Origin of the sequence: Corallococcus sp. AB030 (genome assembly GCF_003668965.1) — a bacterium.
GTDB classification, from domain to species: domain Bacteria; phylum Myxococcota; class Myxococcia; order Myxococcales; family Myxococcaceae; genus Corallococcus; species Corallococcus exiguus.
Genome location: NZ_RAWQ01000007.1, coordinates 81,272 through 104,847, shown reverse-complemented (window position 1 = coordinate 104,847; position 23,576 = coordinate 81,272). Strand labels below are relative to the sequence as shown.

Below are 23,576 nucleotides of genomic sequence, written 5' to 3'. Positions count from 1 at the left end.
GCTATGGGGTGGTGGGGGCGCAGCTCGCCTTGTTGCTGAGGGAGCGTCACCCGGACCTGCCGCTGCTCATCGCGGGGCGCCGGGATGCGCCCGCCAGGGAGCTGGCCGCGCGTCTGGGACGGGCCGAGGGCGTTGCTCTGGATGTCCGCTCGCCTCAGGCGTTGGCGGCGCTGGGCGGGAAGCCCCGGGCCGTGCTGTCCCTGGTCAATGACCCGGAGGACACGCTGCTGCTGGCGGCGTCGCGTGGCGGGGTGCCCGTGTTGGACATCACCCGGTGGACTTCCCGGCTGAAGGCCACGGTGCTGCGGCTCTCCGGTGCGACGCCGGGCGCGCCGGTGTTGCTCGGGTCCGCTTGGATGGCGGGGCTGGTTCCTCGCCTCGTGGCGACGGCGGCGCGGACGGTGGGGCGCCTGGAGCGTGTGGAGGTGGCCATCCGCTTCGCGCTCGCGGATCAGGCAGGGCCGGACTCGTTGGAGTACATGGACCGCCTGGGCCTATCCTTCGAGGTGACGGAGGACGGACAAGAGCGGCAGGTGCTTCCGCTGACGGACGGTCGGCGGGTGCGGTTCTCCGACGGACGCCACACCCGCGTCTTCCGGCTCGACACGCCCGAACAAGCGACGCTGCCCCGCGTGCTGGGCGCGCGGACGGTGACGACACGGCTGGGCTTCGACTCGGGCTTCGCGACGTGGACGCTCGTCGCGCTCCAGCGGCTGGGGATCCTCCGGCTGCTCCAGCACCCCCGCTGGACGCCTCTGCGACGGACGCTGCTCACCGGCAGCAACACGGGGGGCGAAGCCGCGTGGGTGGCGGATGTGGAGGGCGAGCGGGGGCACGTCCGCATCGAAGTCGTGGATCCCCTGGGACAGGCCCACCTCACCGCCGTCGGCGCGTTGCTGGGCGCTGAGCGGCTCCTGGGACTGGATGGAGCGCCGCCGCCACCCCCGGGCGTGTGGTTCCCGGAGCATGAGTCCCGGCCCGACGAGATGCTGGCCACCCTGCGAGCCTGCGGCGTCGAGGTCCGGATCGACGAGCGGCTGGCGCGCGAGGCGGCTTGATGGCCCGCCGCTCGAGCACGAAGGCTCCTGGGACACTCCCCTCGCCGAGCCCCCGGAAGGGAACCGCGGTGCATGCCAAGGGCACCGAGCGCGTGGAGCGCATCCTCGACGCGACCATGGAGGTCCTGGCCGGCGATGGCTACGCGGGACTCAGCTTGCGCGTCGTGGCCCAGCGCGCGGGCGTGAGCCTGGGGAATCTCCAGTACTACTTCCCCACCAAGCAGGACGTGGTGCGGGCACTGCTGGCGCGCTACCTGGAGCAGGCCCTCCAGCGGGTCCGCGAGCGGATGGCGGGTGGAGGCAGCGAACCGGCGCAGCGGCTCCGGCTCGCCGTGGACGCCATCCTGGAGGACCAGGACTCACCGCACGCCTGCCAGTTCTTCGCGGAGCTGTGGGCAATGGCCGCGAGGGACACCATGGTCGCCGACACCCTCACGGTCTTCTACGCCGGCTATCGCGCGGGCGTCGTGGAGCTGCTTCGGGAGCTGTCACCCGACCTCACCCCGGCACGCAGGGACCGGAGAGCGGCGCTGCTGGTCGCCCTCTTCGAAGGCCTGTCCCTCTTCCGGGGCGGCGGGAACCTGCGCGGCGCCTCGGTGCCGGGGCTGGAGCAGGAGCTGCGCGTGCTGCTGGAGCAGGTGTTGCTTCCAGGCTCAGAACGACGGCAGGTCTGACGCCAGATGGGATGACAGCCCACCGTCCATCACCAGGGCGCTCCCGTTGACGTAGCCGCCAGCGGGTCCCGCGAGGAACGCCACCAGGCCCGCCACCTCTTCGGGCGTTCCGAAGCGCTTCGCTGGGATTCGCTCCTGCAATCGCTGGCGTGAGGCAGGGGGTGCCTTCGCCAGCATGTCCGTCTCGATGTAGCCGGGACAGACCGCGTTGCAGGTGATGCCGTAGGCTCCCCACTCCGCGGCGATGGCCTTCGAATAACCCACGAGCGCGTGCTTCGTGGCCGCGTAGGTGGACGACTGGGCGCCACCGAAGAGGCCCATGATGGATGCGACGTTCACGATGCGCCCATGGCCTTCCGCCTTCATCCGCGGCAGCGCCCACTGACACAGGTTGCGCACGCCCTCCACGTTCACGCCGAACAGCAGATCCCACTCGGCGACGCTCACCTCGTCCGCGCGATGAAACGGCCCACCCAGGCCCGCGTTGTTCACGAGCACCCGGGGCACGCCCACCTTCGCTTCGAGCCGGCCGAGCGCTGACTCCACCTCGTCCCTGTTCGCGACGTCGCAGGCCAGCGGCCACGCGCGGCCCCCGGCCTGGAGCAGCTGGTTCTGGAGTTGCTCCAGCGCGGCGACATCGCGGGACACCAGGACCACCTCGAACCCGTTCCGGGACAGCAGGGTGGCGATGGCCGCTCCAATCCCCCGGCTGGCCCCGGTGACGACGGCGACAGGTGCCTTCGGCTGCGTCTCCATCAGAGGACCCCCTGCGGCGGGACGAGCCGCATCTCGTCGATCCGCACGTTCGGGGGCTTGATCGCGATCTCCCAGATGCACTGGGCCACGTCCTCCACGGCGAGCATGTCGGCCGGACTGAACTCCGGCCGCGACTTCCAGAAGGCGGTGTACACGGCGCCGAGCGACAGCAGGGTGGCGCGGATGCCGAACGACTTGCCCTCCTCGTTCAGGACGCCAGTCAATCCACGGACGCCATGCTTCGTCGCGGCGTAGGCCCCGTTCATGGGCAGCGTGAGGTGGTCGCTCACGGACCCGATGTGGATGATCCGCCCGCCGCCTCGGGGCTTCATTCGCCGGAAGGCCTCGCGCGCGCACAGGAACGTGCCCGTGAGGTTCACGTCCATCATCCGGTTCCAGTCATCGAGGGACGTCTCGTGGAGCGGCGTGAAGACTCCGACGCCCGCGCAGTTGACGAGGACCTCGATGGGGCCCGTCTCCGCCTCCGCCCGCTTGAACAGCGCCACCACGGAGTCCTCGCGCGTGACATCCACGTGCAGGCAGTCCGGCGTCTCCGTCGTCACGTCGCTCGCGGCGCACACCACGCGCAGGCCCTCCGCGCGCAGCTTGTGGACGACGGCGCGCCCGATGTCGCCCGTGCCTCCGATGACGATGACATTCCGAATGCTCAAGCGCCGTACCTCTCCCCCGGGTTCATCCCCATGGCCAGGGTAGTCCATGGAAAGCGAGCCAAGGGGGAATACTCAGAGGCGGGGTGCGAATCCGCTCTCGGGCTATTCGGGCGCGCCCTGTTCAATCCACGTGAAGATGAGATCGATCTCCTCTTCGGGAATGGGCGGCAGGCCCAGGGGCATGCCCAGCACTCCCGGCTGGAAGTGCCCGTCCAGCTCCCCCTGGCGTGCGAGCAGTGCGGCCACCAGCCGTGGCGTCCCGTCCTCCAGTCGATCCGGGAGCCCGCGAAACTGGCCGTCGCGTTGGATGCCCCGGACGATGCCGGCCCGCGTGGCCATGTCGAGCGAGACACCGTCGTAGCCGAACCCGCCCGTGTTCCCAGGCCCCTGATCTCCGGGCCGCCGCATGTCGGAGTGGCAGTGGAAGCAGAGATGCCGTGAGAGCTTTTGCGCCACCTCCGGATAGTGGACCTCGCGATCCAGCCTCCGGGGTTGGTAGCGGGGGACTGGCGCTGCATCCACCTTCGGCAGGGGCTCGCGCAGGAAGGCCGCCAGATCCTCGACCTGCTTGGGCGTGAACGAGAAGGTAGGCATCTCCGTGTCAGGGAGGATGCGGTGCGGATCCGTCAGCCAGTTCCGCAGCTGCGCCAGGGACATGCGGTCGCGAACGTGGCGAAGATCCGGGGCCCGCCTCCGAGCCGAGGGGCTGTTGAACTCCGGCGCGCCATAGCGCAGGGACACGAGCGGGAAGTCCCCCCGGTAGTGACAGCTCGCGCATGCGTGCTCCGCGTAGAGCGCCCGGCCCGCCTCCACCTCACCTCGCGCGAGTTCCGCCGACTCCGCCTCGGTCACCGCGAAGTAGTCCGCGAGCAGCTCCGCGTCCTTCGGGCCCACCTTCATCCGGGGCATGGTGGCGCCGTAGAGCGGCCTCACCACGTGCGGTGCCTGGAGCCAGGAGACGAGCCACTCGCGCTTGACCCGCTGGCTCAGCGAGCCGAGGTCCGGGGTCCTCACCAGGTGGGTGATGTGTCCCTTCCATCGCTCGACCTCCGCCTGCTTGTACCAGAGGTCCATTCGTCCGGCGCTGATGGCCTGGTGGCACGTGACGCAGTTCTCGCTCAGTTGCGCGGACACCGGTTCGAGCCCGGGGACGACGTGACAGCGATTGCACTGGAAATGCTCCACGGCCTCCCGTGGCGTCGCCGGTGAGTGCTTCGCGGGAGCCAGCACCCGCGTTGGCAGACGCAACGCCAGCACGTCCGCGTCACGGACGAGCACGTAGCCACCACCGGCCATGGCCACGACGAGCGCGACGCCGGCCAGGGTGCCGAGGGGAGGGGCGCGCAATGCCACGAGGATCGCTCAGTAATAGGAGGCGGGGGACCAGTAGCTGAGCCGCGTGTTGTGGCAGAGGAGCTCCGGGAAGATGAGGGACTCGCGGGCCATCCCCAACCCCAGCACCAGTACGGCCGACGTGAGCACCAGGCTCATGATGGCCTTGCGTCTTGTGCCACAAAACCGCCGCCGGCCCGGTCCATGGAAGTAGAGGGCTTGCAGGACGAAGAGCGCGATGGGGCTGGCCACCAGCACCACCAGGCCGGAAGGGCTGATCGCGCAATAGCCGAGAGCCTGATCACTGACGTCCATGAAGCTCCCGCCCACCCAGGCCGCTCCCAGCAACAGGACGAGGGCGACGCCGAAGACGAGGAAGAAGTTCCGGCGCGCGGCCGTTGGCCGGGGCTGTCCCTCCGCGGTCGGTCCCCAGACGTTGTGGATGAAGACGCGGTTCATGACCACCGCGCCCGCGCTCCAGAAGAACAGCTCCGCCAAAAAGGGCAGATGGAAGTCCCTCGCCGCGGTGTCCATCGCGTTGATGCAGGCGAGCGCACGCAGCGGCCACAGGAACAGGGCACCGACCAGGATGGGAGCGAGGGCGCGGGGAAGCATCTGGTGAGGCTATCAGGCACTTCGCCGCGAGTGCGAGTGGGCCCACCTGGCGGCTGAACCCATTGGCAGTCGCGGAGCCGGCACGGCGTGCGCACGCTGCCGGGGAGCGGTCATGGGGCCTACCCTTTGGAGTGCGTTCTGGAGAGCCGGCGCACCTGCGGGGAGTTCGAATGGAGCACTTCCTCACCCACGCCGAGCAACCTGTCGCAGCGAGCCATGCCAGACGTGCCAGCAGGGCCTGGCCTCGCTGGCTCCGCTACACCTTGCCGGGGGCCTGGGTGGCGCTCCTCTTCGCTTGTCTGGCTTTCACTCCGTCCCTGCTGCCGCGCAGCGGATCGTTCCAGGGCTTCGTCAGCGGCCTCAGCGCGGCCATCGGCTATGGGCTCGGGTGCCTGGGCGCCTGGCTCTGGCGGGAGTTCGCGGACCGCCCCGCGAGGGCGCCCCAACGGCGCGCATGGGATGCATTCTTCCTGACGGCCATCGTGGCGTTGGCTGCCTCGCTGCTACTGGGCTGGCACTGGCAACAGCGCCTCCGCGAGCTCATGGGCATGCCCTCGTCTGGCCGCGCGGGGTATCTGCTCGCCCCCTTCGTCGCGGCGGTCGTCTTCTTCGTGCTCATCGCCGTGGGACGTGGCCTGCGCGCCGTGACCCGCGCGCTGGCCACCCGACTCGCAAGACACATCGGTCCTCGCGCGGCCCGGGCGACGAGTGGACTGGCCGTCGTGGTGCTCACCGCGTTGGTGGCCAGCGGCGTGCTGTGGGACGGACTCATCTCCGCGGCGGACCGCACCCTGGCGGTGCAGGACACGATGACCGACGAGGGCGTGATTCCTCCCCGCACCGCGGTGCGCTCTGGAGGCGCGGGTTCACGCATTCCCTGGGAGTCCCTCGGACGGGAAGGGCGCAACTTCATCGGGCGAGGGCCTTCGGTCGAAGAGCTCTCCCGCTTCCATGGCGCGGCGGTGAAGGAACCCATTCGCGCGTACGCCGGCTTCGCCTCCGCGCCGGATGCGGAGGCCCGCGCGGCGCTCGCGGTCGATGACCTGGAGCGGGCCGGTGGCTTCGACCGCGCATACCTGCTGGTGGTGACGACCACGGGCAGTGGCTGGGTGGTGCCGGAGGCCGTGGACGCCTTCGAGTACATGACCGGCGGTGACTCCGCGATCGTCGCCATGCAGTACTCGCATCTGTGGTCGTGGCTCTCCGTTCTGGTGGATCAGGAACGGGCCCGGGAGTCAGGCCGTGCGCTCTTCGATGAAGTCTACGAACGCTGGTCCAGGCTTCCTCCCGGCCAGCGCCCGAAGCTGCTGGTGTTCGGAGAGAGCCTGGGCTCCTACGGCGGGGAGACGGCGTTCAGCGGCGAGCGGGACCTGGCCAACCGCACCGACGGGGTCCTCTTCGTGGGGCCGCCGAACTTCAACACCCTGTATCGCGCGTTCACCGACCACCGGGATCCGGGCAGCCCCGAGGTGGAGCCCATCTACCGGCAGGGCCGCATCGTCCGCTTCAGCCGCCGGCCGGGGACGGACATCCCGCCCGCGTCCGCGCCGTGGGGAGGGTCGCGCGTGCTGTACCTGCTGCATCCCTCCGACCCCATCATCTGGTGGAGTCCCCGGCTCCTGGTACAGCGGCCGGACTGGCTGCGCGAGCCGCGAGGCGATGACGTCCTGGGCCAGATGGTGTGGATCCCCTTCGTGACGTTCTGGCAGGTGACGGCGGACCTTCCCCTGGGCATGGAGGTGCCCGCCGGCCACGGCCACGTCTACACCGCCGAGCACGTGGACGGCTGGGCCGCGCTCCTGCGGCCCGAGGGCTGGAGCGCGGAACAGACGGCACGGCTGCGGGACCTCCTCCTTGCACGGGATGCCTCGAAGAACGACTGAGCGGCGATGCGCAATCGCCAGACTCAGCCCATTCACCCAGAACATCACATTCTTGCTCCAGTATGAGTATGAACTGGCCAACGGTTCGCGCCAATGCGCGGGCGGGTGCGAACACGAATCGAATAGCTTGACCGGGAGACAGGACGTCAGCCTGGATGAAGCAAGACAGAAGGAGCGCACGCATGGAACCGTCTCTATTCGGCCGTCCGCCTATCGCAATCGCTGTCATGGGGCTGATCCTGTTGGACTCTGGAGCCGCGCAGGCTCAGGAGATATCTCCGCGCGGCGCCACCAGTTACATGCCCGTCGACCAGACGGAGCCCTTCGCCCAGGTCATGGCCCGGATGAAGGCCGAGAAGCCGAAAGTCACAGCGCGCCACCAACAGCTCCTCAACCAACGCTACGATCTGGGGAACAAACCCGCGCCGGGCGTCACCATGAGCCGCGGTAAGCCCGTGCAGGAGGGCGTGCGGGTCAAGCTCCCCCCGGGAGTCACCTGGGCGAGCCTGGCCGCCATGCCTCCGGAAGTGGTTCGCGAGAAGGGGCTCTTCCCGGGTGGCTTCATGCCGCTGCCCCATCCGAATCAACCGGAAGGCGGCATGCTCTTCCCCAAGTTCCACATCGATGAAATCAAGCGGCAGGAGGCCCGGGACCTCACGCGGTTCGACCTGGACTTCGACCTGCCCGACCACCTGCTGCCAGAGTTCCCGCCCGCCATCTTCCTCACCACGCGGCCGGACCTGGGTGACGTGTCCCAGGGCAAGCTGGTCACGATCATGAACCATCAGGACCTGTTCAACGGCATCCTGAACCCCAAGCAGTTGGAAGGCTTGCGGTTGCTCGTCACGCCCTTTCCCCAGCAGCAGTTCAATCAGACCTCGGACCGCCGCTCGGAGCTCCCCAGCCGGGGCGTGACGTGCTTCGACTGTCATGTCAATGGCCACACCAATGGCTCCACCCACCTGGTGGGAGACATCCGTCCCCAGGCGTTCCGCCACCGCATCGAGACGCCGACGCTGCGCGGGGTGAACATCCAGCGCCTGTTTGGCTCGCAGCGCGCGCTCAAGACGGTGGAGGACTTCACCGAGTTCGAACAGCGCGCGGCCTACTTCGATGGCGACCCGGTCATCGCCACGAAGAAGGGCGTCAACATCCTCGAGCGCGGCAGCCAGGTGCACTTCATGGCGGAGTTCCAGGAGATCATGGACTTCCCACCGGCGCCCAAGCTGCGCTTCGACGGGAAGCTGGACCCCAAGAAGGCCACCGAGCCGGAGATGCGCGGCCAGAACCTCTTCTTCGGCAAAGCGCAGTGCTTCGTGTGTCACACGCCGCCGTATTACACAGACAACCTGATGCACAACCTGCAAGCGGAGCGCTTCTACAAGCCCCGGCTGGTGAACGGGATGGTGATGGGCGCGGATGGTCCCATCAAGACGTTCCCCCTACGAGGTATCAAGGAGAGCCCACCCTATCTCCACGATGGACGCCTCATGACGCTGGAGGACACCGTGGAGTTCTTCAACATCGTGCTGGAGACCAGGCTCAGTGAGCAGGAGAAGAAAGACCTGGTCGCCTTCATGCGCGTGCTCTGACGGCTGCGAGCACGGAAAGCGGCAGGCCTCGAGAAACGACTGAGAGGAGGAGGCCTGCCGCGCGCTCAGGGGGCGTTGAGCCAGTCGAAGTGGTGATCCAGCGTGAAGGTGCCGTCCGGCTGGTCCATGCGCACGAGCAGCCAGGGCGGCACGACCCCGCCCAGGACCGCCGGAACGTTCATCGGCTGGCGGCGTGGATCCTGGTAGCGGTTGACGCCGCCAGCGGTGAGGGCACCCATCCGCAAGCCCGGCAGCGGCGCGCTGGACGTGTGGCACGACTGACAGAAGGCGTTGCTGCTGGAGTCCGGGCGAGGCAGCGCGGCCTCCAGATGGGGCATGGCCATCATCGACGTACGCAGACAGCGCTCGCGCCACTGCTGCACGGAATGGGGATTCTTGTGCACACGGTCGATGCACAGGTGCTCGCCCGACTGGGCCGGGTAGTCCAGCGGCTCCACGTAGGACCCCAGCCGCAGCTGCTCACACAGGGCCCGGCCCGACGAGAGCGGGTATTGGACCGAACGTGAGCGCAGCGTCTCCAGCACCGGCGAATACACCTCCGGAGGGCGGTAGGTCAGGTCCACGGTCGTTCCCAGCGCCTGGTTGCACAGCAATTCCTCCACCCAGGGCCGCACGATATCCCCGGGGGAGAGCGCGTAGATGCGCAGCTCATCCACCCAGCCATGGAATGGCAGCCGCGTCTGACCCTGGACGAAGTTGGGGCCCGGGTCGCCAACCGTCATCCACGTCCAGCCGTTCATGGAGTTGTACATCGGGTCGAAGCCCACGTCGTAGGGCGCCACGGTCAGCGACGAGTGCGCCGTGCCGTTGATGTAGAACGTGAGCTTCCGCTGCCCGGCGAGGGTGTAGACCTTCATGCCGAAGTGGAAGTATTTGCCGGGCTGCACCAGCGAACCCAGGTTGACGGTGAACGTGGAGCCCGTCTGGCCGTTGTAGCCGGTGAGCTCGTGCCACGTGTTGGAGTCGCCGTCGACGGCCTGCACCAGGCCCACCCACGAGTTGTCGGAGAAGTAGAACAGCGTGCGAGGCACCGTGCGTGAGACGCCGCCGGGCCGGGGGACGAACGGCGGATCCATCCGGGAGTCCAGCCAGATGCCGAACAGCCAGTCGCGGCGCGAGCCGTCCACCGGGTAGCCCATGTCCATGAAGTCGTTGCGGCCATCCAGCCAGACGCCCTTGCCGCTGACGCCGCCCAGGGCCACCGGTTCGATGCGCGCGCCGCCTCGCAGCCGCACGGAGGCGGGGGGCTGCGGCCCATCCGTGCCGAACAGCGGGCTGCCCGTGGCCGCGTTCTGCGCCAGCGGATTGCGCATGAATTTGAAGTCCGCGATGTCGCCTCCGCGCACGTAGGCCCACGCGTTGCGGGTGGGCATGAAGCCATCCTGCGGGAAGGTCTCCGCGCGCAGCGGGCCTTCCGGAGACACGTCCATGCGCATGGCCGCGTTCATGTGCGTCACCACGAAGGCGCGCTTGTTGAGGTAGTCGTCGAAGGCCACCTCGGAGTTGCGCTGGGTGTTGGATTGGAAGTTCCACACCACGTCGAACGGGAGCGTGGGCCGCAAGGCATTGAAGGTGTTGAGCTGGTTCTCGAACGAGAACAGCTGCGAGCTGCCCTTGGGCGACAGGGACAGGTCCGCGCCCGCGTAGAGGCGCAGGGAATAGGTGCGCTGGTAGCGGTCCTCGCTGTTGCCTCCCAGGTCAGTGATGCTCATGCCGTTGTCCAGGATGACGGCCTTGCCGTGCGTCCAGGCCCCCAGCACGCTGATGGCCTGCGCCGGCGCGCGGTCCGGGTTGAATCGGGCCCGGTCCGCGTCGGACGCGGGCTCGCTCCACAGCTCATCGAGGTAGGAGACGGGCGCGGAGCGATCCTCCCTCGCCACCTTTCGCGCGTAGTAGCCGTCATGGGGGTTGTTCTTCGCCGCGAAGAACAGGTTCTTGCCTTCGCGGTCCAGCCATGCGTACGCGCCCTGGTTGCGCACGCCGAAGGGGATGGGGTTGCCCATCGTGTCGCGGAAGTTGCGCGGCTGGCCGTTGATGACCTGCGAGCGGGCCAGCTCGTAGCGGGTGTTCACCGCGGGGTCCATGGGCATCATGCTGATGGGCTTGAAGTGACTCCAGGTCGCGGCCTGGCAGATGGCGTCCGAGGACGCGTAGAAGAGGCCGCCCATGTTCAGGATGAGCATCCGGCCATCGCCGCTGGTCGCGGGCTCGAACATCGCCAGGTGCTTCTCATCCGGCCCGTTTCCGATGACGCCGTTCCAGGTGGAGCCATTGCCGATGACGGCGTCCTCGTCGTCCTCCACCTTCAGGTCACCCGCGAAGCTCTGCCGGTCGAAGAACTGGCACCACTTGGGTGCGGTGGCGGCGGTGTTGCGGACGTAGTAGGTGAAGCCGAAGATCTTCTTGGGGACGTAGCACTGGAAGCTGGCGTTCTGCGTGAACAGCCGGATCCAGTCGATGGTGTCCGGCGCCCCGGGGACGCTGTATGTGGAGCCGGTGCTCATGTCTCCCCAGTTGGAGTCGTGGACGTTGAACGGGCGGAACGGCGGCAGGTCCCAGGTGGGCAGGGACTTGGACTCGCCTTCGGGGTTGCGCGGGTAGACCCAGAGGCCCCAGTTCTGGACGCCGCCGCCCACGGAGTCACCCGCCGTCGCGAGCTTGGGATTGCGCACGAAGACGGTGAGCGCCGTCGAGCGCAGCTCCCAGCGCTTCCCGTCGGAGGCGACCATTCCGTAGACGAGGGAGATGTCGTAGCAGTCCCCGGAAACCCACGGCGACGTGGACTCGTAGCGGGCCCGGCACGCCAGCGGGTTGCGGCCGCGGCCCCCCGCGTTCAGCGACGACACGGAGTCCTCGCACAGCGTGCTGTGGAGCATGTCCGGAAAGTCATTGTTGTTCTTCGCCGCGAGCCGGCTGTAGCCGGGCATCGGGTTGAAGGCGACGAAGGGATGGAGCCCCGGCTGCCATGTGGGCTGCACGTAGCGGGTGCCCTTCTGGGCGAAGTCGTAGCGGAAGTCCGGGCCCAGCAGCTCCGGCCGGAAGGTGTAGAGCGTGGAGCCCTCGGCGCAGCCACGGCAGCCGCCGCGCACGAAGAGCCGTCCGTCGTTGCTGCCCCGGTTGAAGGGCATCACCTGGATGGCCTGGGACGCGTCCGCGGTCTCCGGCGTGCGCGGCGCGCTCCATCCGTTGTCGTATTCGAACGGAGGGAACGGCTGCATCACACCGGTGAGCGCCGAGGGGCGCACGGACAGCGGCGTGGTGCTGGCGTCGCGATAGGGGCGCCACGCCGCCGACAGCTCGCGGAAGATGCTGGGGCGCTGGGGGTTCTCCGCGTTGTAACAGTTGTCGATGCGGCTGTAGTCGTTGGAACACGCGGCGGTGCCCACGAAGGCCACTTCGCGGAACTGCGTCGGCGGGTCCAGCCGGGCTTCGGACGTGGCGAGCGACGAGGGTGGAGGCGGCTCCGCGGCAGGCAATGAATCACATGCCACGTTGATGCAGAGCAGGGCCAGGGCGCTGGCCCGCCAGGGAATTCGAGACGCGGGGTGAGGATGCATGAGACGCGGTGTAACTGTCTCACGCAGCCTTCCGTCAACTGGGGCTAATTCGACTGCGTCGACGACGCGGTCGAGGCGGGGACGCAGTTCGCCTCTTGGGTTGCGTAGATGCGCTTGAACGTCTGGCGAATCTCATCCGAGAACCCGTCGCGGAACATGTCGAGCGTACGCCGCCCCATGGCCACGGCCTCGTTGCAGCGCCCGGTCTGGAAGAGCAGCGCCGTCTGGGTGTTGAGGATGATCGGGTCGCCCGGCATCAGCCACAGCGCGCGCCGGGCCGGGGCGAGCCCCTTCTGGGGCTGCTCGGTGAGCACGTAGTACCAGGCCAGGCCGTTCTGGGCGGAGGGGCTGTCCGGCAGCAGCTTCGCGGCACGCTGGCGGGCCTGCTCCTGGGTGGCGGACATGTCGCCTTCGGCCTGCAGCGCCGTGGCGAGCAGGTCCCACGCGCGCCCATCCTCCGGATGCTGCTCCACCAGCACGCGCGCGAGCTTCAGCCGCTCGGCCTTGTCCAACGTCTCGGCCTGCATCCGCTGGGTCTCCACGTGGGTCGGGTCCTCCTTCAGCGCCTGCTCCAGCTCCAGGGCCGCCTTGCGCTGGCGCTCCTCCCGCGGCACGTCCCCGGGCGTCTGGGTAAAGAGGAGGGCCCGGATGACGTGCACGTCCGCGGGCTCCAGGGCGCGTGTCTGGGTTTGCGTGGGCACGGGCGGCAGGGGCTGGGTGGAGATGGCATAGCGCCCCAACCGCACGTAGTTGGCGAGCGCGGCCGGGTAGGAGGTGTCGCCCTGGAAGGCCGCCGCGAAGGCGCGCTGGGGGTCCTCGCCCCGGGCCAGCTGAGCCTGGAAGGCGCTGAAACGGTCGCCGTGCTCGTTGATGAGGTAGTGCACCCACAGCCACGACGAGGCGTAGTGAAGCTGGAGCTCCGCGGTGCTCTGGTTCGTCTTGCCATCCCACTGCCACAGCTCGTCCAGCGTGAGCCAGCCGTGCGCGCGCACGTACTGGAGCAGCGCCGGGCTGGCCCGGCCCAGCACCACGTTGCGGTCGCTGGGCCGGATGGTGATGGTCTGCAGGTAGGACGCCAGGCCTTCCGATACCCAGCGGGGCTGGCGGAGCAGGGCGTAGGCGCTCAGGTAGTGCGCCAGCTCGTGGGCCTGGGTCTCCTTGTCACCCGTCGTGTCCGCCAGCAGGTAGCCGCCGCCCCCCGTCATCACCATCCGGGGGCCATCGGGCGTCTGGCCGGCGAAGCCCGCGTAGCGCGCGTCCGTGAACTCCTCCAGGTCGCGGGGATTGCTGAGCACGATGACGTCCACCGTGCCCGGCGGGTCGAAGCCCGCGCCCCAGGCCAGGAGCAGCGCCCGCCGGAACTCCTCCAACTCCACCGCGCTCTTCGCCGCCGCCTGTTCCTCCAGGTTCGTGCGCACGCGGAAGTGCGTGCTGCGCACCTCGCGCCAGGGCCGTCCACCCTCGGCCGGACACAGGGCCCGGCTCGCCGTGCAGCCTGAAAACAACGTCAACGCCAACCCGAGGAGCCCCAAGCGAATGCCCATGGCCGCGGCTTCTGGCACACCCACCGGGTGAAAGGACAGGGCCCCCCGGCATTGCGAAGGGGCGCTCCGACCCCCACGGTGGCCCCTGGATTGCGATGAATCATCAGTGAATCCGGGTACTTCGATTCACTCGACGGGCCCCGGCGGTCCCCCTGGGGGCCCGGGGGGCCCTCCCGCGTCAAGGACCCTGGTGGGGGCGACTGCTCCGAGGAGGCTCCCCGCTTGGCCTGAAATCACGTATAGGCCTCCGCACATTTCGCGCGGCATGCGAGCGATCCGCAGGGTGAGCGGTCAGGGGCCCCCGGGACTGCTCTGGAGGAACGGATGGAGTTGTCGAGTCTCGAATCTGAATTCTGGGCGATCGCACCGAGCGTCATCGGCGCCGTCGGTCTGCTCTTCGCTGCGTTCTTCTACTTCCGCGTCAAGGGTCTCCCCGACGGTGACGCGACGATGAACCGCATCGCGGGCTACATCCGCGAAGGCGCGATGGCGTTCCTCGTCCGCGAATACAAGGTGCTCGCGGTCTACTGCGTGGTCGTCGCCATCGTCATCGGTCTGGCGCTGGGCCCGGTCGCCAGCGCGAGCTTCGTGGCGGGCGCGTTCCTGTCGCTGCTCGCGGGCTACATCGGCATGAAGGCCGCGACGTTCGCGAACGTGCGCACCGCGCAGGCCGCGCGCACCGGCTCCAAGCCCAACGCGCTGCTCGTCGCCCTGGATGGCGGCGCCGTGATGGGCCTCGCCGTCGCCGGCCTGGGCCTCATCGGCATGGGGGTCGTCTACTACGCGTTCCGCTCCAGCCCGGAGCTGTCCCCCGTCCTCCACTCGTTCGCCGTGGGCGCCAGCTCGATCGCGCTCTTCGCGCGCGTGGGCGGCGGCATCTACACCAAGGCCGCGGACGTGGGCTCCGACATCGCCGGCAAGGTCATTGAGAACATCCCCGAGGACGACCCGCGCAACCCCGGCGTCATCGCCGACAACGTGGGTGACAACGTGGGCGACGTGGCCGGCATGGGCGCGGACATCTACGAGTCCATGGTGGCCGCCATCGTCGCCGCCATGGCCATCGCGCTGACCGCCAACGCGACGGAGCTCTCCCGCCTCGTGGTGGACACGAACGCGACGGGCAACGCGAAGCTGGCCGGCGTCATCCTCCCGCTGGTGCTGTCCGCCATCGGCCTGGTGGTCAGCCTGCTGAGCATCTTCATCGCCCGCGCGCTCAAGCACATGAACCCCGCGCAGGTCCTGCGCAGCGCGCTGATCATGCCCCCGGTCATCCTGGTGGGCCTGTCGTTCGTGCTGATGAACGTGTTCGGCCTGTCCCAGAACATCACCATCGCGCTGGCGGCGGGTGCCTTCGGCGGCGCCATCATCGGCCTCGTCACGGACTACTACACGTCGTCCACGCCGGTGCAGCGCATCGCGGAGGCCTCCATCACGGGCGCGGGCACCAACCTCATCCGCGGCCTCGCTGTCGGCATGGAGAGCGTGGGCATCTCCATGGCCACCATCGCCCTGGTGGCCTACATCGCGGACCGCGCGCTCGGCCTGTACGGCATCGCGCTGTCGGCGGTGGGCATGCTGGGCGGTACGGCCGTCGTGATGACGGTGGACGCGTACGGCCCCATCTCCGACAACGCGGGCGGCATCTCCGAGATGTCCGGCCTGGGCCCGGAAGTGCGCGCCATCACCGACGAGCTGGACGCGGTGGGCAACACCACGGCCGCCATCGGCAAGGGCTTCGCCATCGGCTCCGCGACCCTCACGGTCATCGCGCTGTTCTCCGCGTTCAACCTGGAGGTCAACCACACGCGCGTCGCCAACGGCCTGGCGGAGATGAGCCTGGAGCTGACCAACCCGAACGTCATCGTGGGCATGCTGCTGGGCTCCATCCTCCCGTTCCTGGTGGGCGCTTCCACCATGCTCGCGGTGGGTCGCGCCGCCGGCGCCATCGTGGAGGAGATTGGCCGCCAGTTCCGTGAGATCCCCGGCCTGATGGAGCTCAAGGCCGAGCCGGAACCCAAGAAGATCGTCGACATCGCCACCCGGAGCGCGCTGCGCGAGATGATCTTCCCGGGCCTCATCGCCATCGTCGCCCCGCCGCTGGTGGGCTACCTGCTGGGCCCTGGCGCGCTGGCGGGCCTGCTGGCCGGTGCGCTCGTCGTCGGCGCCACCATGGCCCTCTACATGGCCAACGCGGGCGGTGCGTGGGACAACGCCAAGAAGTTCATCGAGAAGGGCAAGCTGCCGGGCCACGCCAAGGGCTCGGCCGTCCACAAGGCCGCCGTCGTCGGCGACATGGTGGGCGACCCCTTCAAGGACACCTCCGGCCCGGGCGTGGCCATCCTCATCAAGGTCATGAGCGTCGTGTCGCTGCTCGTGGCCTCGCTCATCGCGCTGCGCTGAGCTGAGCCGTCCCTGGGGTGCGGCCACCCGGCTTCGGGCGCCGCACCCTGGGTGTAGGAGACCAGACACCCGGCCAGGCAATGTCGGCCGCGTCAGAGGGCGGTGGGCGAGCGCGTGCTTACACTTCGTTGTGTGTGCCGCTCGCTGTTCTCCTGACGATGAGGTGTCCCATGGTCCTGGAGTTCTCCCAGCAGCAGATTCACCTGCTCGACGCCGTGCTGGCCGAAAGCGCCGATGCGCTGCGGGACGAGATCGTCCGCACCGACAAGCTCGAGCTGCGTGAGGAGCTGAAGAGCAGGCTCGACCAGCTCCTGGTCATCCAGCGGCAGGTGGAGGCCCGGATGCATCAGGATCAGCCGGCCCTCTGAGCCTGGCCGTCACGGTCTCCAGGTGAGCGGCCTGGGGCCCGGATGGCTGCCTGCTTCAGCGCGGTGCCGGGGCGGGCTTCCCTTCGAGGGGATGCCCCCGGGTTCCGGCGGTCCATTCCTCCCAGACGTTGAACGACTTCATCTGCTGGCCCAGGTCGGTGTCGCGCACGAGCGCCTCCACCTCCGCGCGGCTCTGCCGGGGCAGCTTCTCCTCCATGGTGGCGAAACCCCACGCGAGCGCGCCCACCACGGCCGCGTTGGCGCGCAGCGTGCGCGCGTCGCACTGTTCGAACTCGTCCGAGCGCGCGTGGTAGTTGGGCCCGTACGTGGCCGGCTCCTGGTTGGCGATGAGGTTCGCCACGCCGTGCATCATGAAGTCGAAGTTGTCGGTGCCCACCACCGGCACGTCCACCTGCGTGAAGGGTCCCAGGCCCGCCGCTGGCTTCAGGGCCTGATCCACCAGCGGGACCAGGGCGGGCCGGCCGTTCGTGTAGAAGCCGGTGATGCGCCCGCAGCCGATGTCCACCGACAGCGCCAGGGTGTGCCGATCCAACTCCGCCGCGTGCGTGCGCGCATAGCCGGCCGAGCCGTACATGCCCTGCTCCTCGCCGTTCCACAGCGCGAAGCGCAGGGTGCGCGCGGGCTTCAAGCCCAGGCGCTGCATCTGCCGGGCGAGATCGATCAGCATCGAGACGTTGGCGCCGTTGTCCAGCGCGCCGCCGCCCAGGTCCCAGCTGTCCAGGTGGGCCCCCAGCACGACGACCTCGTCGGGATGCGTGGTGCCGCGAATCTCTCCGATGACGTTGCGTGTCTCGTAGGGGCCGCCCGTTCGCAGGTCCAGCGCCGCGGTGAGGTTCAGCACCTTGCCGGTGCGCAAGAGCCGCAGCGCGCGCTTCGCGCCGTCGCGCTCCATCACCATCATGGGGCGGGTGTTCCTGGGGCCCACGGAGACGCTGTGCCGGTAGAGCTGGTTGCCCGGACGGCTGCCCATGTAGACGATGCCGGCCACGCCCGCGGCGAACGCGCGGGACTCGATGCCATCCGCCATGTCGTACTCACGGAAGAGCCCGTCGACGTCCTTGAGCTCGTCCGTCTCCACCAGCAGGAATGCGGCCCGTGCCTTCGTGCCCAGGCGCTTGAAGTCCGCCTCGGTGCCTCGGCCCACGTCCAACAGCGGCGCGGTGAGGCCTCCCTTGGGCGTGGCGGTGGAGAAGGGCATCGCGGCCACGCGTGGGGCGAAGCGCACGTCCTGGCCCTGCACGGACGCGGTGGCGGAGCGCTCCAGCCACAGCGCCGGCATGCGGAAGGGCTCCGCGCGCGCCGTCACGCCAGCGGCGCGGAAGCGCTCCAACGCCCATGACACGGAGCGCTGGTTGGCTTCGGAGCCCGTGGCCCTCCCGCCCACTTCATCCACCAGCGAGCGCAGGTCCTCGAGCATGGGCGTTGCCCCCAGCACGCTCCCCATGAGCAGCGCGGCCTCGCGCTCGCGCACGGAAGGCGGTGCCTCCTCGGCCCTGGAGGGAGCCGGGAGGGCCAGGGCGAGGGACAGCGCCGCGAGGCGGATGAATGGACGGGAAGGGGACATGCGGAGGGCACCGGGGAAGAGGATGGCGCAAGCATCCCCACCCCGGCCGCTCCCCGGCAAGTCAGCGCATCTTGAGCACCACCCGGAAGCGGGCCTTGTTGCTCATCATCCGCTCGTAGGCCTCCGCGGCGCGGTCCAGGGGGAACACCTCGTTGCGCGAGCGCACGCCCGCGAGCGCGCTGAAGGCCATGGCCTCCTGCGAGTCCTGGGGCACGCCGCTGGGCCAGCCCTGGATGCGCGTGCGCTTCGTGATCAGGGACAGGCTGTTGACGGGGATGGGCTCCGAGCCCGCGCCCAGCAGCAGCAGGGTGCCGTTGCGTCCCAGTCCTCCGACCAGCTCGCCCGCGAGGCTGCTGCTCGAAGCGGTCATCATGATGACGCGCGCGCCCCCCATCTTCTGGAGGGCCTCCGCGGCAGGGCCCTTCTCCGTGTCGATGTATTCGTGCGCGCCCAGCTCCATCGCCAGGGCCTTCTTGTCCGCGCCGCGAGAGATGGCGGCGGTGCGGTAGCCGAACTTGCTGGCGTATTGGACGGCCAGGTGGCCCAGCCCGCCAATGCCTTGCACCGCCACCAGGTCCCCCGGCCGCGCGCCCATGTTGCGCAGGGAGTTGTACGTGGTGACGCCCGCGCAGAGCAGGGGCGCGGCATCCTCGGAGCTCATCCCCTCCGGGACCCGGGCCAGCGCCTCCTGGGGCGCGACCAGATACTCCGCGTAGCCGCCGTCGTAGCTGATGCCGCAGATCTGCTGCTTCTCACAGGTGACGAAGTCGCCGCTGCGGCACGCAACGCACTGGCCGCAATGGCCCCCGTGCCAGCCCACGCCGACGTGCTGTCCTTCCTTCCAGGCCGTGACACCAGGGCCCACCCGTTCGATGCGGCCCACCACCTCGTGGCCCGGCACCCGGGGGTACTGGATGGGCATCCAGCCTTCCTTGGTGATGGCATCGCTGTGGCAGACGCCACACGCCTCCACCGCGATCCGGACCTGCCCGGGACCGGGCTCGGGGATCTCACGCTCGACAATCTCGAGCGGGCCTCCACCCTTCGGCACCTGCACTGCCTTCATCTTCCTGGCCATGGCGTCTCCTCGGGGGGAGGGATGGGGATGACGCGGTGCGGGCGCACCTGGAGTGAGGGAGGACGCCGGGTTGGTGAGCGGACAGAGAAGACCTGCCCTGGCCAGGCAGGTCGTTCAGCAAGCGTCCGGGTTGACGCGGAGTGCGCGCGCTTCGAGGCTGGGCGCCTCACAACAGGAGCGTGAAGATGACGTCCATCCATTCGACGAAGCTCGCGGTGATTGGCAGTGGTCTCATGGGCAGCGCGCTGGCGCGGGCCTTCGCCTCGGTGGGGCACGACGTCGCGGTGTGGAACCGGACGCCGGGCAAGGCCAGGGCCGTGGGCGGTGGCACCGTCGCGTTCGAGAACCTGGTGGAGGCCGTCACCGGGCGCTCGCTCGTGGTCGTCTCGCTGTCCAACTACGCGGCGTGGTCGGAGTTGGTTGCCTCGCCGGCCATCGCATCGGCACTCACTGGAACGACGCTGGTCCAGCTCACCAGCGGCTCACCGGCGGACGCTCGTGGAGGCCTGGAGTGGGCGAGGGCCCACGGCGTGGACTACCTGGATGCGGCGATCCTCGCCTATCCCGCGTTCGTGGCCACCGATTACGCGACGGTCTACTACGCCGGGTCGCGAGCGGTGTTCGAGCGGCACCAGGAGACCCTCCAGGCCATCGCCAAGAACTCCGTCTACGTCGACGAGAAGATCGGCTCCGCCGCGACGCTCGACTGCGCGATCCTGGAGGCCTACTACGGAGGCTCCCTGGCGGTCCTCCACGCCGCGGCGATGTGTCAGGCCGAGGGGCTGGATCCGAAGGCCTTCTTCGCCCAGAAGAACTCCTTCCTGGGCTTGATCTCCGTCACCGCGGACGCCGCGCAGGACATGATCGAACGCAACGACTTCACCGGCCAGCAGTGCAGCCTCAACACCCACGTCGCGGCCATCGAGCACATCGTCCGGCTGAGCACGGACGCCCGAATCAGCGACCGCTTCCCCCGGGAGTTGCTGGAGAACTACCGGCGGGCCCTGGGCGCGGGGCTGGGTGAGCAGGAATTGCCCGCCGTGTTCCGCACGCTGAAGGCGGTTCCCTAGAAGGTCCCACGCTTCTGCATTTCGGGAAGCGCCCCGTCCAGGCGCTTCGCCAGTTCCGGCAGCTTGATGGTGGGGACCGCAGGGAAGAGGTGGTGCTCCAGGTGATAGAACATGCTGAACGTGAGCAGGTTCTTCCAGCCGGTGCGCTGGGTTCTTGCCATCGTGGGGTCGTCCTGCGTGTCGTGATGCACGGTCCACACGGCGAAGAAGGCCATCAGGCACTCGCCAAGGACCATCACCCCGACGTGGTAGATGAGGAAGTGAAGCCGCAGGTGGAAGACGCCGATGACGAAGACGGCGATGGAGGCCAGCTCGAAGAGGACGTTCCAGCGGTACTTCGTGTCTCCCTTCTGGAGGGTCACCTTGTGGATCAGGAACATGTGGACGGGGCCGTACAGGATGGCGCCGTACCACGACATGCCCGCTGACTTTCCTTCGTAGTCACCCTCCGCCAGGGTGTACCGGTGATGTCTCAGGTGGTTGAACTTCACCGCGTGGAGTGAGGCCATCATCAGCACGCTGTTGAGATACAGCGTGAGCCACGTCAGGAATTTGTTCGTGCCCAGGGCGCGGTGGAAGCCGTTGTGCACCTGTCTCAGGCCCGTGAGGAAGTAGAAGGCGGAGAAGGGCAGGGCGAGCGCGTAGTGCTCGAAGTACGCCAGCAGCATCGAGAACACGAACCAGGGAATGGTCAGGTTGTTCTCAATCAGCAACTCCCGCGTCGAGAGCGTCCGCAGGTCCTTCCACTTCACGCTGCGCAGCAGTTCCAGATGTGCCATGTCGAGGGCGAAACCCGACGACGAGGGAACAGCGACAGCACCACGGCCAGGTGCTCGCGGCTGTTCTAACAAGCCCTGTTCCCCCTCAGCAGGACGCGGTCCTCCGGGGCATCAGCTGGCGGATTCACCGATAGAAGACAGGACAGGGGCAGGCAGGGCCCGCCACCTCTCCGAATAACGCCCGCGCGCCTCTACCGGCCGGACGAGGATTTCTTCCCGACGGCGGGCTTCGTGGCCGCAGCCTTCGCGGGAGCACCCTTCACGGGCGTCGCCTTCGAGGGGGCCGCTGCTTTCGCGATGGCGGTGTTTCTCTTCGCGGCCAGCTCCGGAATCAACAGCAACTCGATGCGGCGGTTGCGCGCACGGCCCTGCGGCGAGGCATTGGCCCCCAGGGGCCGCGTGTCGCCGTAGCCGGCCGCGAGCATGCGCTTCGCGGGCACGCCGCCCTTCTCCTGGAGGAAGCGGACCACGTTGACGGCGCGCGCGACGGACAGTTCCCAGTTGGTGGGGAACGTGGCCTGGAGCTTCTGCGTGGGGGGCGAGTCGTCGGTGTGGCCCGACACCTGGATGAGCTTGTCATCCACCTTGGACAGCACGCCGCCCAGGCGGGTGAGGACCTCCTGGCCGCGCGTGCTGATGCTCGCATCGCCTGAATCGAAGAGGACCTTGTCGACCAGGTCCACCTGGAGGCGGCCTCCGTCCTGGGACAGGCGGATGGCGCCCTCGGCGATCTCCTTCTTCAGCTTGTCCTGGAGGTCCTCGTAGGTGGCCTTGAGCCGGCTGAGCTCCGCTTCCTGCTCCTGCACCGTCTGGCTGAGCTGTTCCTTCTCCGTGTTGAGCTGATCCTTCTCCGTGGTCAGCTTCGTGTGTTCCGCCTCCAGCGCGGCCAGCTTCGACTCCAGCTGCTGCTTCGCGGCGTCTGCTTCGTTCGCCTTGGCAGTGGCAGCAGCCGCCTCCGCGTCCGCGCGGGTCGTGCTGCGATGCGACAGATAGAGCACCAGGCCCGCGAGCACCGCCACCAGCGCCGTCACCAGCCAGGGCACCCAGGCCCTTCCGCGTTCCTCTTCCATGTCGCGACCTCCGGGGTGGAATGAACGGAGGCCACGCTAGTGAAACGACCCGGGTGCGCCTCAAGGCGACCCGGGTGCGTGCAGGTGTCTGGAGGTTCATTGTTTCAGTCAGGGCAGCCGGAGTGCTCCGCCGCAGGCAGGGACGTCAGTACAGGGCGCAGACGATGCCCACGCAGTTGCCCGCGGTGTTGTTCCGCGCGACGTTTCCGCCGCCATCGAAGGCGGTGGGCGCGTAGATGCCGAAGCCCGCGTTGCCCAGGGCCACGTTGTTGAGCACCGTGGGCGCACTGGGCGGCTCGACCCGGAGTCCATCCCCGTCGTTGCTCAGGAACTGGTTGCCGCGGACGATGCCCGTGAGCGGGACGGGGACGGGCGCAGGGAGGTCGGACAGCGTCAGCCCGCCTCCGTTGTCATAGAACGTGTTGCCATCCACGTACACCGTCAGGGCCGCGGCTTGGAGACCCAGGCCATTGTTGACAGCCGTCGTGTTGATCATCGCGAGCCTGTTCGTTTCCCAGACCGGCCGGTCGGCGGGCGCGAACGCGGCGTTGTTCGCGATGAGTGAGTTCTCGAACCGCATCTCGCCGCAGGTGTAGGGGCCGCCCAGGTCGACCTGCGTCCTTCCCACGACGTCGTTCCACGCGATCGTGCTTGCCCTGAAGCGGAAGGAAGCACCGAAGCAGTAGCTGACCAACCCATTGGACGTGAAGGTGGAGTCGATCACGTCGATGTGATGGAAGTCCGCCACAATCGCGATCCCGTTGTCGGTGAAGATCGATGAGCGCACGTCGAACATTCCCGTGGACGCATCGAACACGCTGCCCAGTCCCCGGTCATTCCCGCTCAGACGACAGTGGGTGATGAGGAAGTTCGTTTGGGACTCGCTGTAGACGCCGTAACCATTGTCGAGGAGCGCGAGTTCGTGCAGTCGCAGGTTCTGCGTGGGCGAGCTGAAGGTGGTGACGATACCGTACCCAAAACCCTGAACCGTGCCATTGCGGATCATCCTGGCGTCGACGACCAGGATGCCACTTGAACCCCCGACCTCCGGGCCGGTGCGGCGGATGGTGTATCCGCCCAGGTCGAGGAGGATGTCCGCGCCATTGAGCCAGAGCGCGTAGGGCTCGGAGCCCGAGCAGTTGAGGTCATGCGTGAGGATCGTGCTTTCGGTGAGGGTGTCACCGCACTGGACGGCGTGACCGGACTTCAAGATCACCTTGGGTTCCACATCGGATGGAGTCGTGTCCCGGGCCAGGACGTCGGGCGCTCCCGTGAGCAAGGTGGCCACGGCCATGACCATGGCGAATCCGCGTGTCTTCTGCATGCTGCCTCCCCCGGGGCCGGAGACGTCCGGTCACTGGCGGAGAGGCTAGACACTGCGCCCACTGCGTCTTCCCTCCCAGAGGTGTCACCGCACCGCTGCGAGGGCGACAGGGTGAAGGCACCGCGGGGCGACGTGGATCTCCACGACGAAGTGGGGGGAACGGGCCTCACTGTGTGGGGGAGATCCATCGCCATGC

Annotated in this window: 18 protein-coding genes; 7 read left to right on the top strand and 11 right to left on the bottom strand. The window is 68.4% G+C overall.

Annotated elements, in window-relative coordinates; genetic code table 11:
• Together D7Y15_RS03620 and D7Y15_RS03615 are read left to right on the top strand one after the other, a co-directional pair.
• On the top strand, positions 1-1,058 hold a 1,058-nt coding region (locus tag D7Y15_RS03620), incomplete at its 5' end, for a saccharopine dehydrogenase (protein ID WP_120579036.1).
• Between the two features lie 68 nt (positions 1,059-1,126).
• Complete coding sequence (locus D7Y15_RS03615; protein WP_233597239.1) at positions 1,127-1,732, top strand: TetR/AcrR family transcriptional regulator; 606 nt, start codon at positions 1,127-1,129, stop codon at positions 1,730-1,732.
• Here the strand turns inward: D7Y15_RS03615 and D7Y15_RS03610 are convergent.
• The 4 genes from D7Y15_RS03610 to D7Y15_RS03595 all read right to left on the bottom strand — a co-directional run bounded on the left by D7Y15_RS03610 (position 1,712) and on the right by D7Y15_RS03595 (position 5,106).
• A complete protein-coding gene (locus D7Y15_RS03610; RefSeq protein ID WP_120579034.1) occupies positions 1,712-2,488 on the bottom strand; it encodes an SDR family NAD(P)-dependent oxidoreductase in 777 nt (258 codons plus the stop codon). The genes D7Y15_RS03615 and D7Y15_RS03610 overlap by 21 nt on opposite strands.
• The gene (locus tag D7Y15_RS03605; RefSeq protein ID WP_120579033.1) at positions 2,488-3,159 is read right to left on the bottom strand and encodes an SDR family oxidoreductase; all 672 of its coding nucleotides are present in this window, start codon (positions 3,157-3,159) and stop codon (positions 2,488-2,490) included. Before D7Y15_RS03605 ends, D7Y15_RS03610 begins: the two co-directional genes overlap by 1 nt.
• A gap of 102 nt (positions 3,160-3,261) precedes the next feature.
• Positions 3,262-4,512: a cytochrome c gene (locus tag D7Y15_RS03600; protein ID WP_121751701.1), complete on the bottom strand. Its 1,251-nt coding sequence runs from the start codon at positions 4,510-4,512 to the stop codon at positions 3,262-3,264.
• Between the two features lie 9 nt (positions 4,513-4,521).
• On the bottom strand, positions 4,522-5,106 hold the full coding sequence (locus tag D7Y15_RS03595; protein ID WP_120579031.1) for a hypothetical protein: 585 nt from the start codon (positions 5,104-5,106) through the stop codon (positions 4,522-4,524).
• Positions 5,107-5,384: 278 nt separating this feature from the next.
• Here D7Y15_RS03595 and D7Y15_RS03590 point away from each other — a divergent pair, with 278 nt between their 5' ends.
• Both D7Y15_RS03590 and D7Y15_RS03585 read left to right on the top strand, forming a co-directional pair.
• On the top strand, positions 5,385-6,989 hold the full coding sequence (locus D7Y15_RS03590; RefSeq protein ID WP_233597238.1) for an alpha/beta-hydrolase family protein: 1,605 nt from the start codon (positions 5,385-5,387) through the stop codon (positions 6,987-6,989).
• A gap of 227 nt (positions 6,990-7,216) precedes the next feature.
• Positions 7,217-8,581: a cytochrome B6 gene (locus D7Y15_RS03585; RefSeq protein WP_233597237.1), complete on the top strand. Its 1,365-nt coding sequence runs from the start codon at positions 7,217-7,219 to the stop codon at positions 8,579-8,581.
• 65 nt (positions 8,582-8,646) lie between these two features.
• On the opposite strand, the gene D7Y15_RS03580 is transcribed toward D7Y15_RS03585, so the two are convergent.
• Together D7Y15_RS03580 and D7Y15_RS03575 are read right to left on the bottom strand one after the other, a co-directional pair.
• Positions 8,647-12,159 carry a hypothetical protein gene (locus D7Y15_RS03580; RefSeq protein ID WP_121751700.1) on the bottom strand — a complete coding sequence of 1,171 codons (3,513 nt, stop codon included), beginning with the start codon at positions 12,157-12,159 and terminating at the stop codon, positions 8,647-8,649.
• 44 nt (positions 12,160-12,203) lie between these two features.
• Positions 12,204-13,703, bottom strand: coding sequence for a DUF1570 domain-containing protein (locus D7Y15_RS03575; protein WP_120579027.1), 1,500 nt, complete (start codon positions 13,701-13,703; stop codon positions 12,204-12,206).
• A 324-nt stretch (positions 13,704-14,027) separates the two neighbouring features.
• Between D7Y15_RS03575 and D7Y15_RS03570 the strand changes: the two genes are divergently transcribed.
• Both D7Y15_RS03570 and D7Y15_RS03565 read left to right on the top strand, forming a co-directional pair.
• The gene (locus tag D7Y15_RS03570) at positions 14,028-16,106 is read left to right on the top strand and encodes a sodium-translocating pyrophosphatase (protein ID WP_120579026.1); all 2,079 of its coding nucleotides are present in this window, start codon (positions 14,028-14,030) and stop codon (positions 16,104-16,106) included.
• 170 nt (positions 16,107-16,276) lie between these two features.
• Positions 16,277-16,474, top strand: a complete 198-nt coding sequence (locus tag D7Y15_RS03565) for a hypothetical protein (protein ID WP_120579025.1) — start codon at positions 16,277-16,279, stop codon at positions 16,472-16,474.
• Between the two features lie 55 nt (positions 16,475-16,529).
• Here the strand turns inward: D7Y15_RS03565 and D7Y15_RS03560 are convergent, their stop codons facing one another.
• Positions 16,530-18,059, bottom strand: a complete 1,530-nt coding sequence (locus D7Y15_RS03560; protein ID WP_121751699.1) for a M28 family metallopeptidase — start codon at positions 18,057-18,059, stop codon at positions 16,530-16,532.
• Positions 18,060-18,120: 61 nt separating this feature from the next.
• On the bottom strand, positions 18,121-19,137 hold the full coding sequence (locus D7Y15_RS03555; RefSeq protein WP_120579023.1) for an alcohol dehydrogenase: 1,017 nt from the start codon (positions 19,135-19,137) through the stop codon (positions 18,121-18,123).
• A 140-nt stretch (positions 19,138-19,277) separates the two neighbouring features.
• Here D7Y15_RS03555 and D7Y15_RS03550 point away from each other — a divergent pair, with 140 nt between their 5' ends.
• Positions 19,278-20,207 carry an NAD(P)-dependent oxidoreductase gene (locus D7Y15_RS03550; protein ID WP_368667303.1) on the top strand — a complete coding sequence of 310 codons (930 nt, stop codon included), beginning with the start codon at positions 19,278-19,280 and terminating at the stop codon, positions 20,205-20,207.
• On the opposite strand, the gene D7Y15_RS03545 is transcribed toward D7Y15_RS03550, so the two are convergent.
• The 3 genes from D7Y15_RS03545 to D7Y15_RS03535 form a co-directional block, all read right to left on the bottom strand.
• Entirely contained in the window at positions 20,204-20,986 is a 783-nt protein-coding gene (locus D7Y15_RS03545) for a fatty acid desaturase (RefSeq protein ID WP_121751697.1), read from the bottom strand. The genes D7Y15_RS03550 and D7Y15_RS03545 overlap by 4 nt on opposite strands.
• 191 nt (positions 20,987-21,177) lie before the next feature.
• The gene (locus D7Y15_RS03540) at positions 21,178-22,056 is read right to left on the bottom strand and encodes a flagellar motor protein MotB (RefSeq protein ID WP_121751696.1); all 879 of its coding nucleotides are present in this window, start codon (positions 22,054-22,056) and stop codon (positions 21,178-21,180) included.
• Between the two features lie 145 nt (positions 22,057-22,201).
• Positions 22,202-23,380 (bottom strand): right-handed parallel beta-helix repeat-containing protein, encoded by a 1,179-nt coding sequence (locus tag D7Y15_RS03535; protein ID WP_121751695.1) that lies wholly within the window; start codon positions 23,378-23,380, stop codon positions 22,202-22,204.
• Between the last annotated feature and the right edge of the window lie 196 nt (positions 23,381-23,576).

Bases quoted from the DNA above. Each gene is read 5' to 3' on its own strand.
- D7Y15_RS03595 (WP_120579031.1), bottom strand. From the start codon at position 5,106: ATGCTTCCCCGCGCCCTCGCTCCCATCCTGGTCGGTGCCCTGTTCCTG.
- D7Y15_RS03580 (WP_121751700.1), bottom strand. From the start codon at position 12,159: ATGCATCCTCACCCCGCGTCTCGAATTCCCTGGCGGGCCAGCGCCCTG.
- D7Y15_RS03575 (WP_120579027.1), bottom strand. From the start codon at position 13,703: ATGGGCATTCGCTTGGGGCTCCTCGGGTTGGCGTTGACGTTGTTTTCA.
- D7Y15_RS03545 (WP_121751697.1), bottom strand. From the start codon at position 20,986: ATGGCACATCTGGAACTGCTGCGCAGCGTGAAGTGGAAGGACCTGCGG.
- D7Y15_RS03570 (WP_120579026.1), top strand. From the start codon at position 14,028: ATGGAGTTGTCGAGTCTCGAATCTGAATTCTGGGCGATCGCACCGAGC.
- D7Y15_RS03585 (WP_233597237.1), top strand. From the start codon at position 7,217: ATGGGGCTGATCCTGTTGGACTCTGGAGCCGCGCAGGCTCAGGAGATA.
- D7Y15_RS03610 (WP_120579034.1), bottom strand. From the start codon at position 2,488: ATGGAGACGCAGCCGAAGGCACCTGTCGCCGTCGTCACCGGGGCCAGC.
- D7Y15_RS03555 (WP_120579023.1), bottom strand. From the start codon at position 19,137: ATGGCCAGGAAGATGAAGGCAGTGCAGGTGCCGAAGGGTGGAGGCCCG.
- D7Y15_RS03560 (WP_121751699.1), bottom strand. From the start codon at position 18,059: ATGTCCCCTTCCCGTCCATTCATCCGCCTCGCGGCGCTGTCCCTCGCC.
- D7Y15_RS03535 (WP_121751695.1), bottom strand. From the start codon at position 23,380: ATGCAGAAGACACGCGGATTCGCCATGGTCATGGCCGTGGCCACCTTG.
- D7Y15_RS03565 (WP_120579025.1), top strand. From the start codon at position 16,277: ATGGTCCTGGAGTTCTCCCAGCAGCAGATTCACCTGCTCGACGCCGTG.
- D7Y15_RS03540 (WP_121751696.1), bottom strand. From the start codon at position 22,056: ATGGAAGAGGAACGCGGAAGGGCCTGGGTGCCCTGGCTGGTGACGGCG.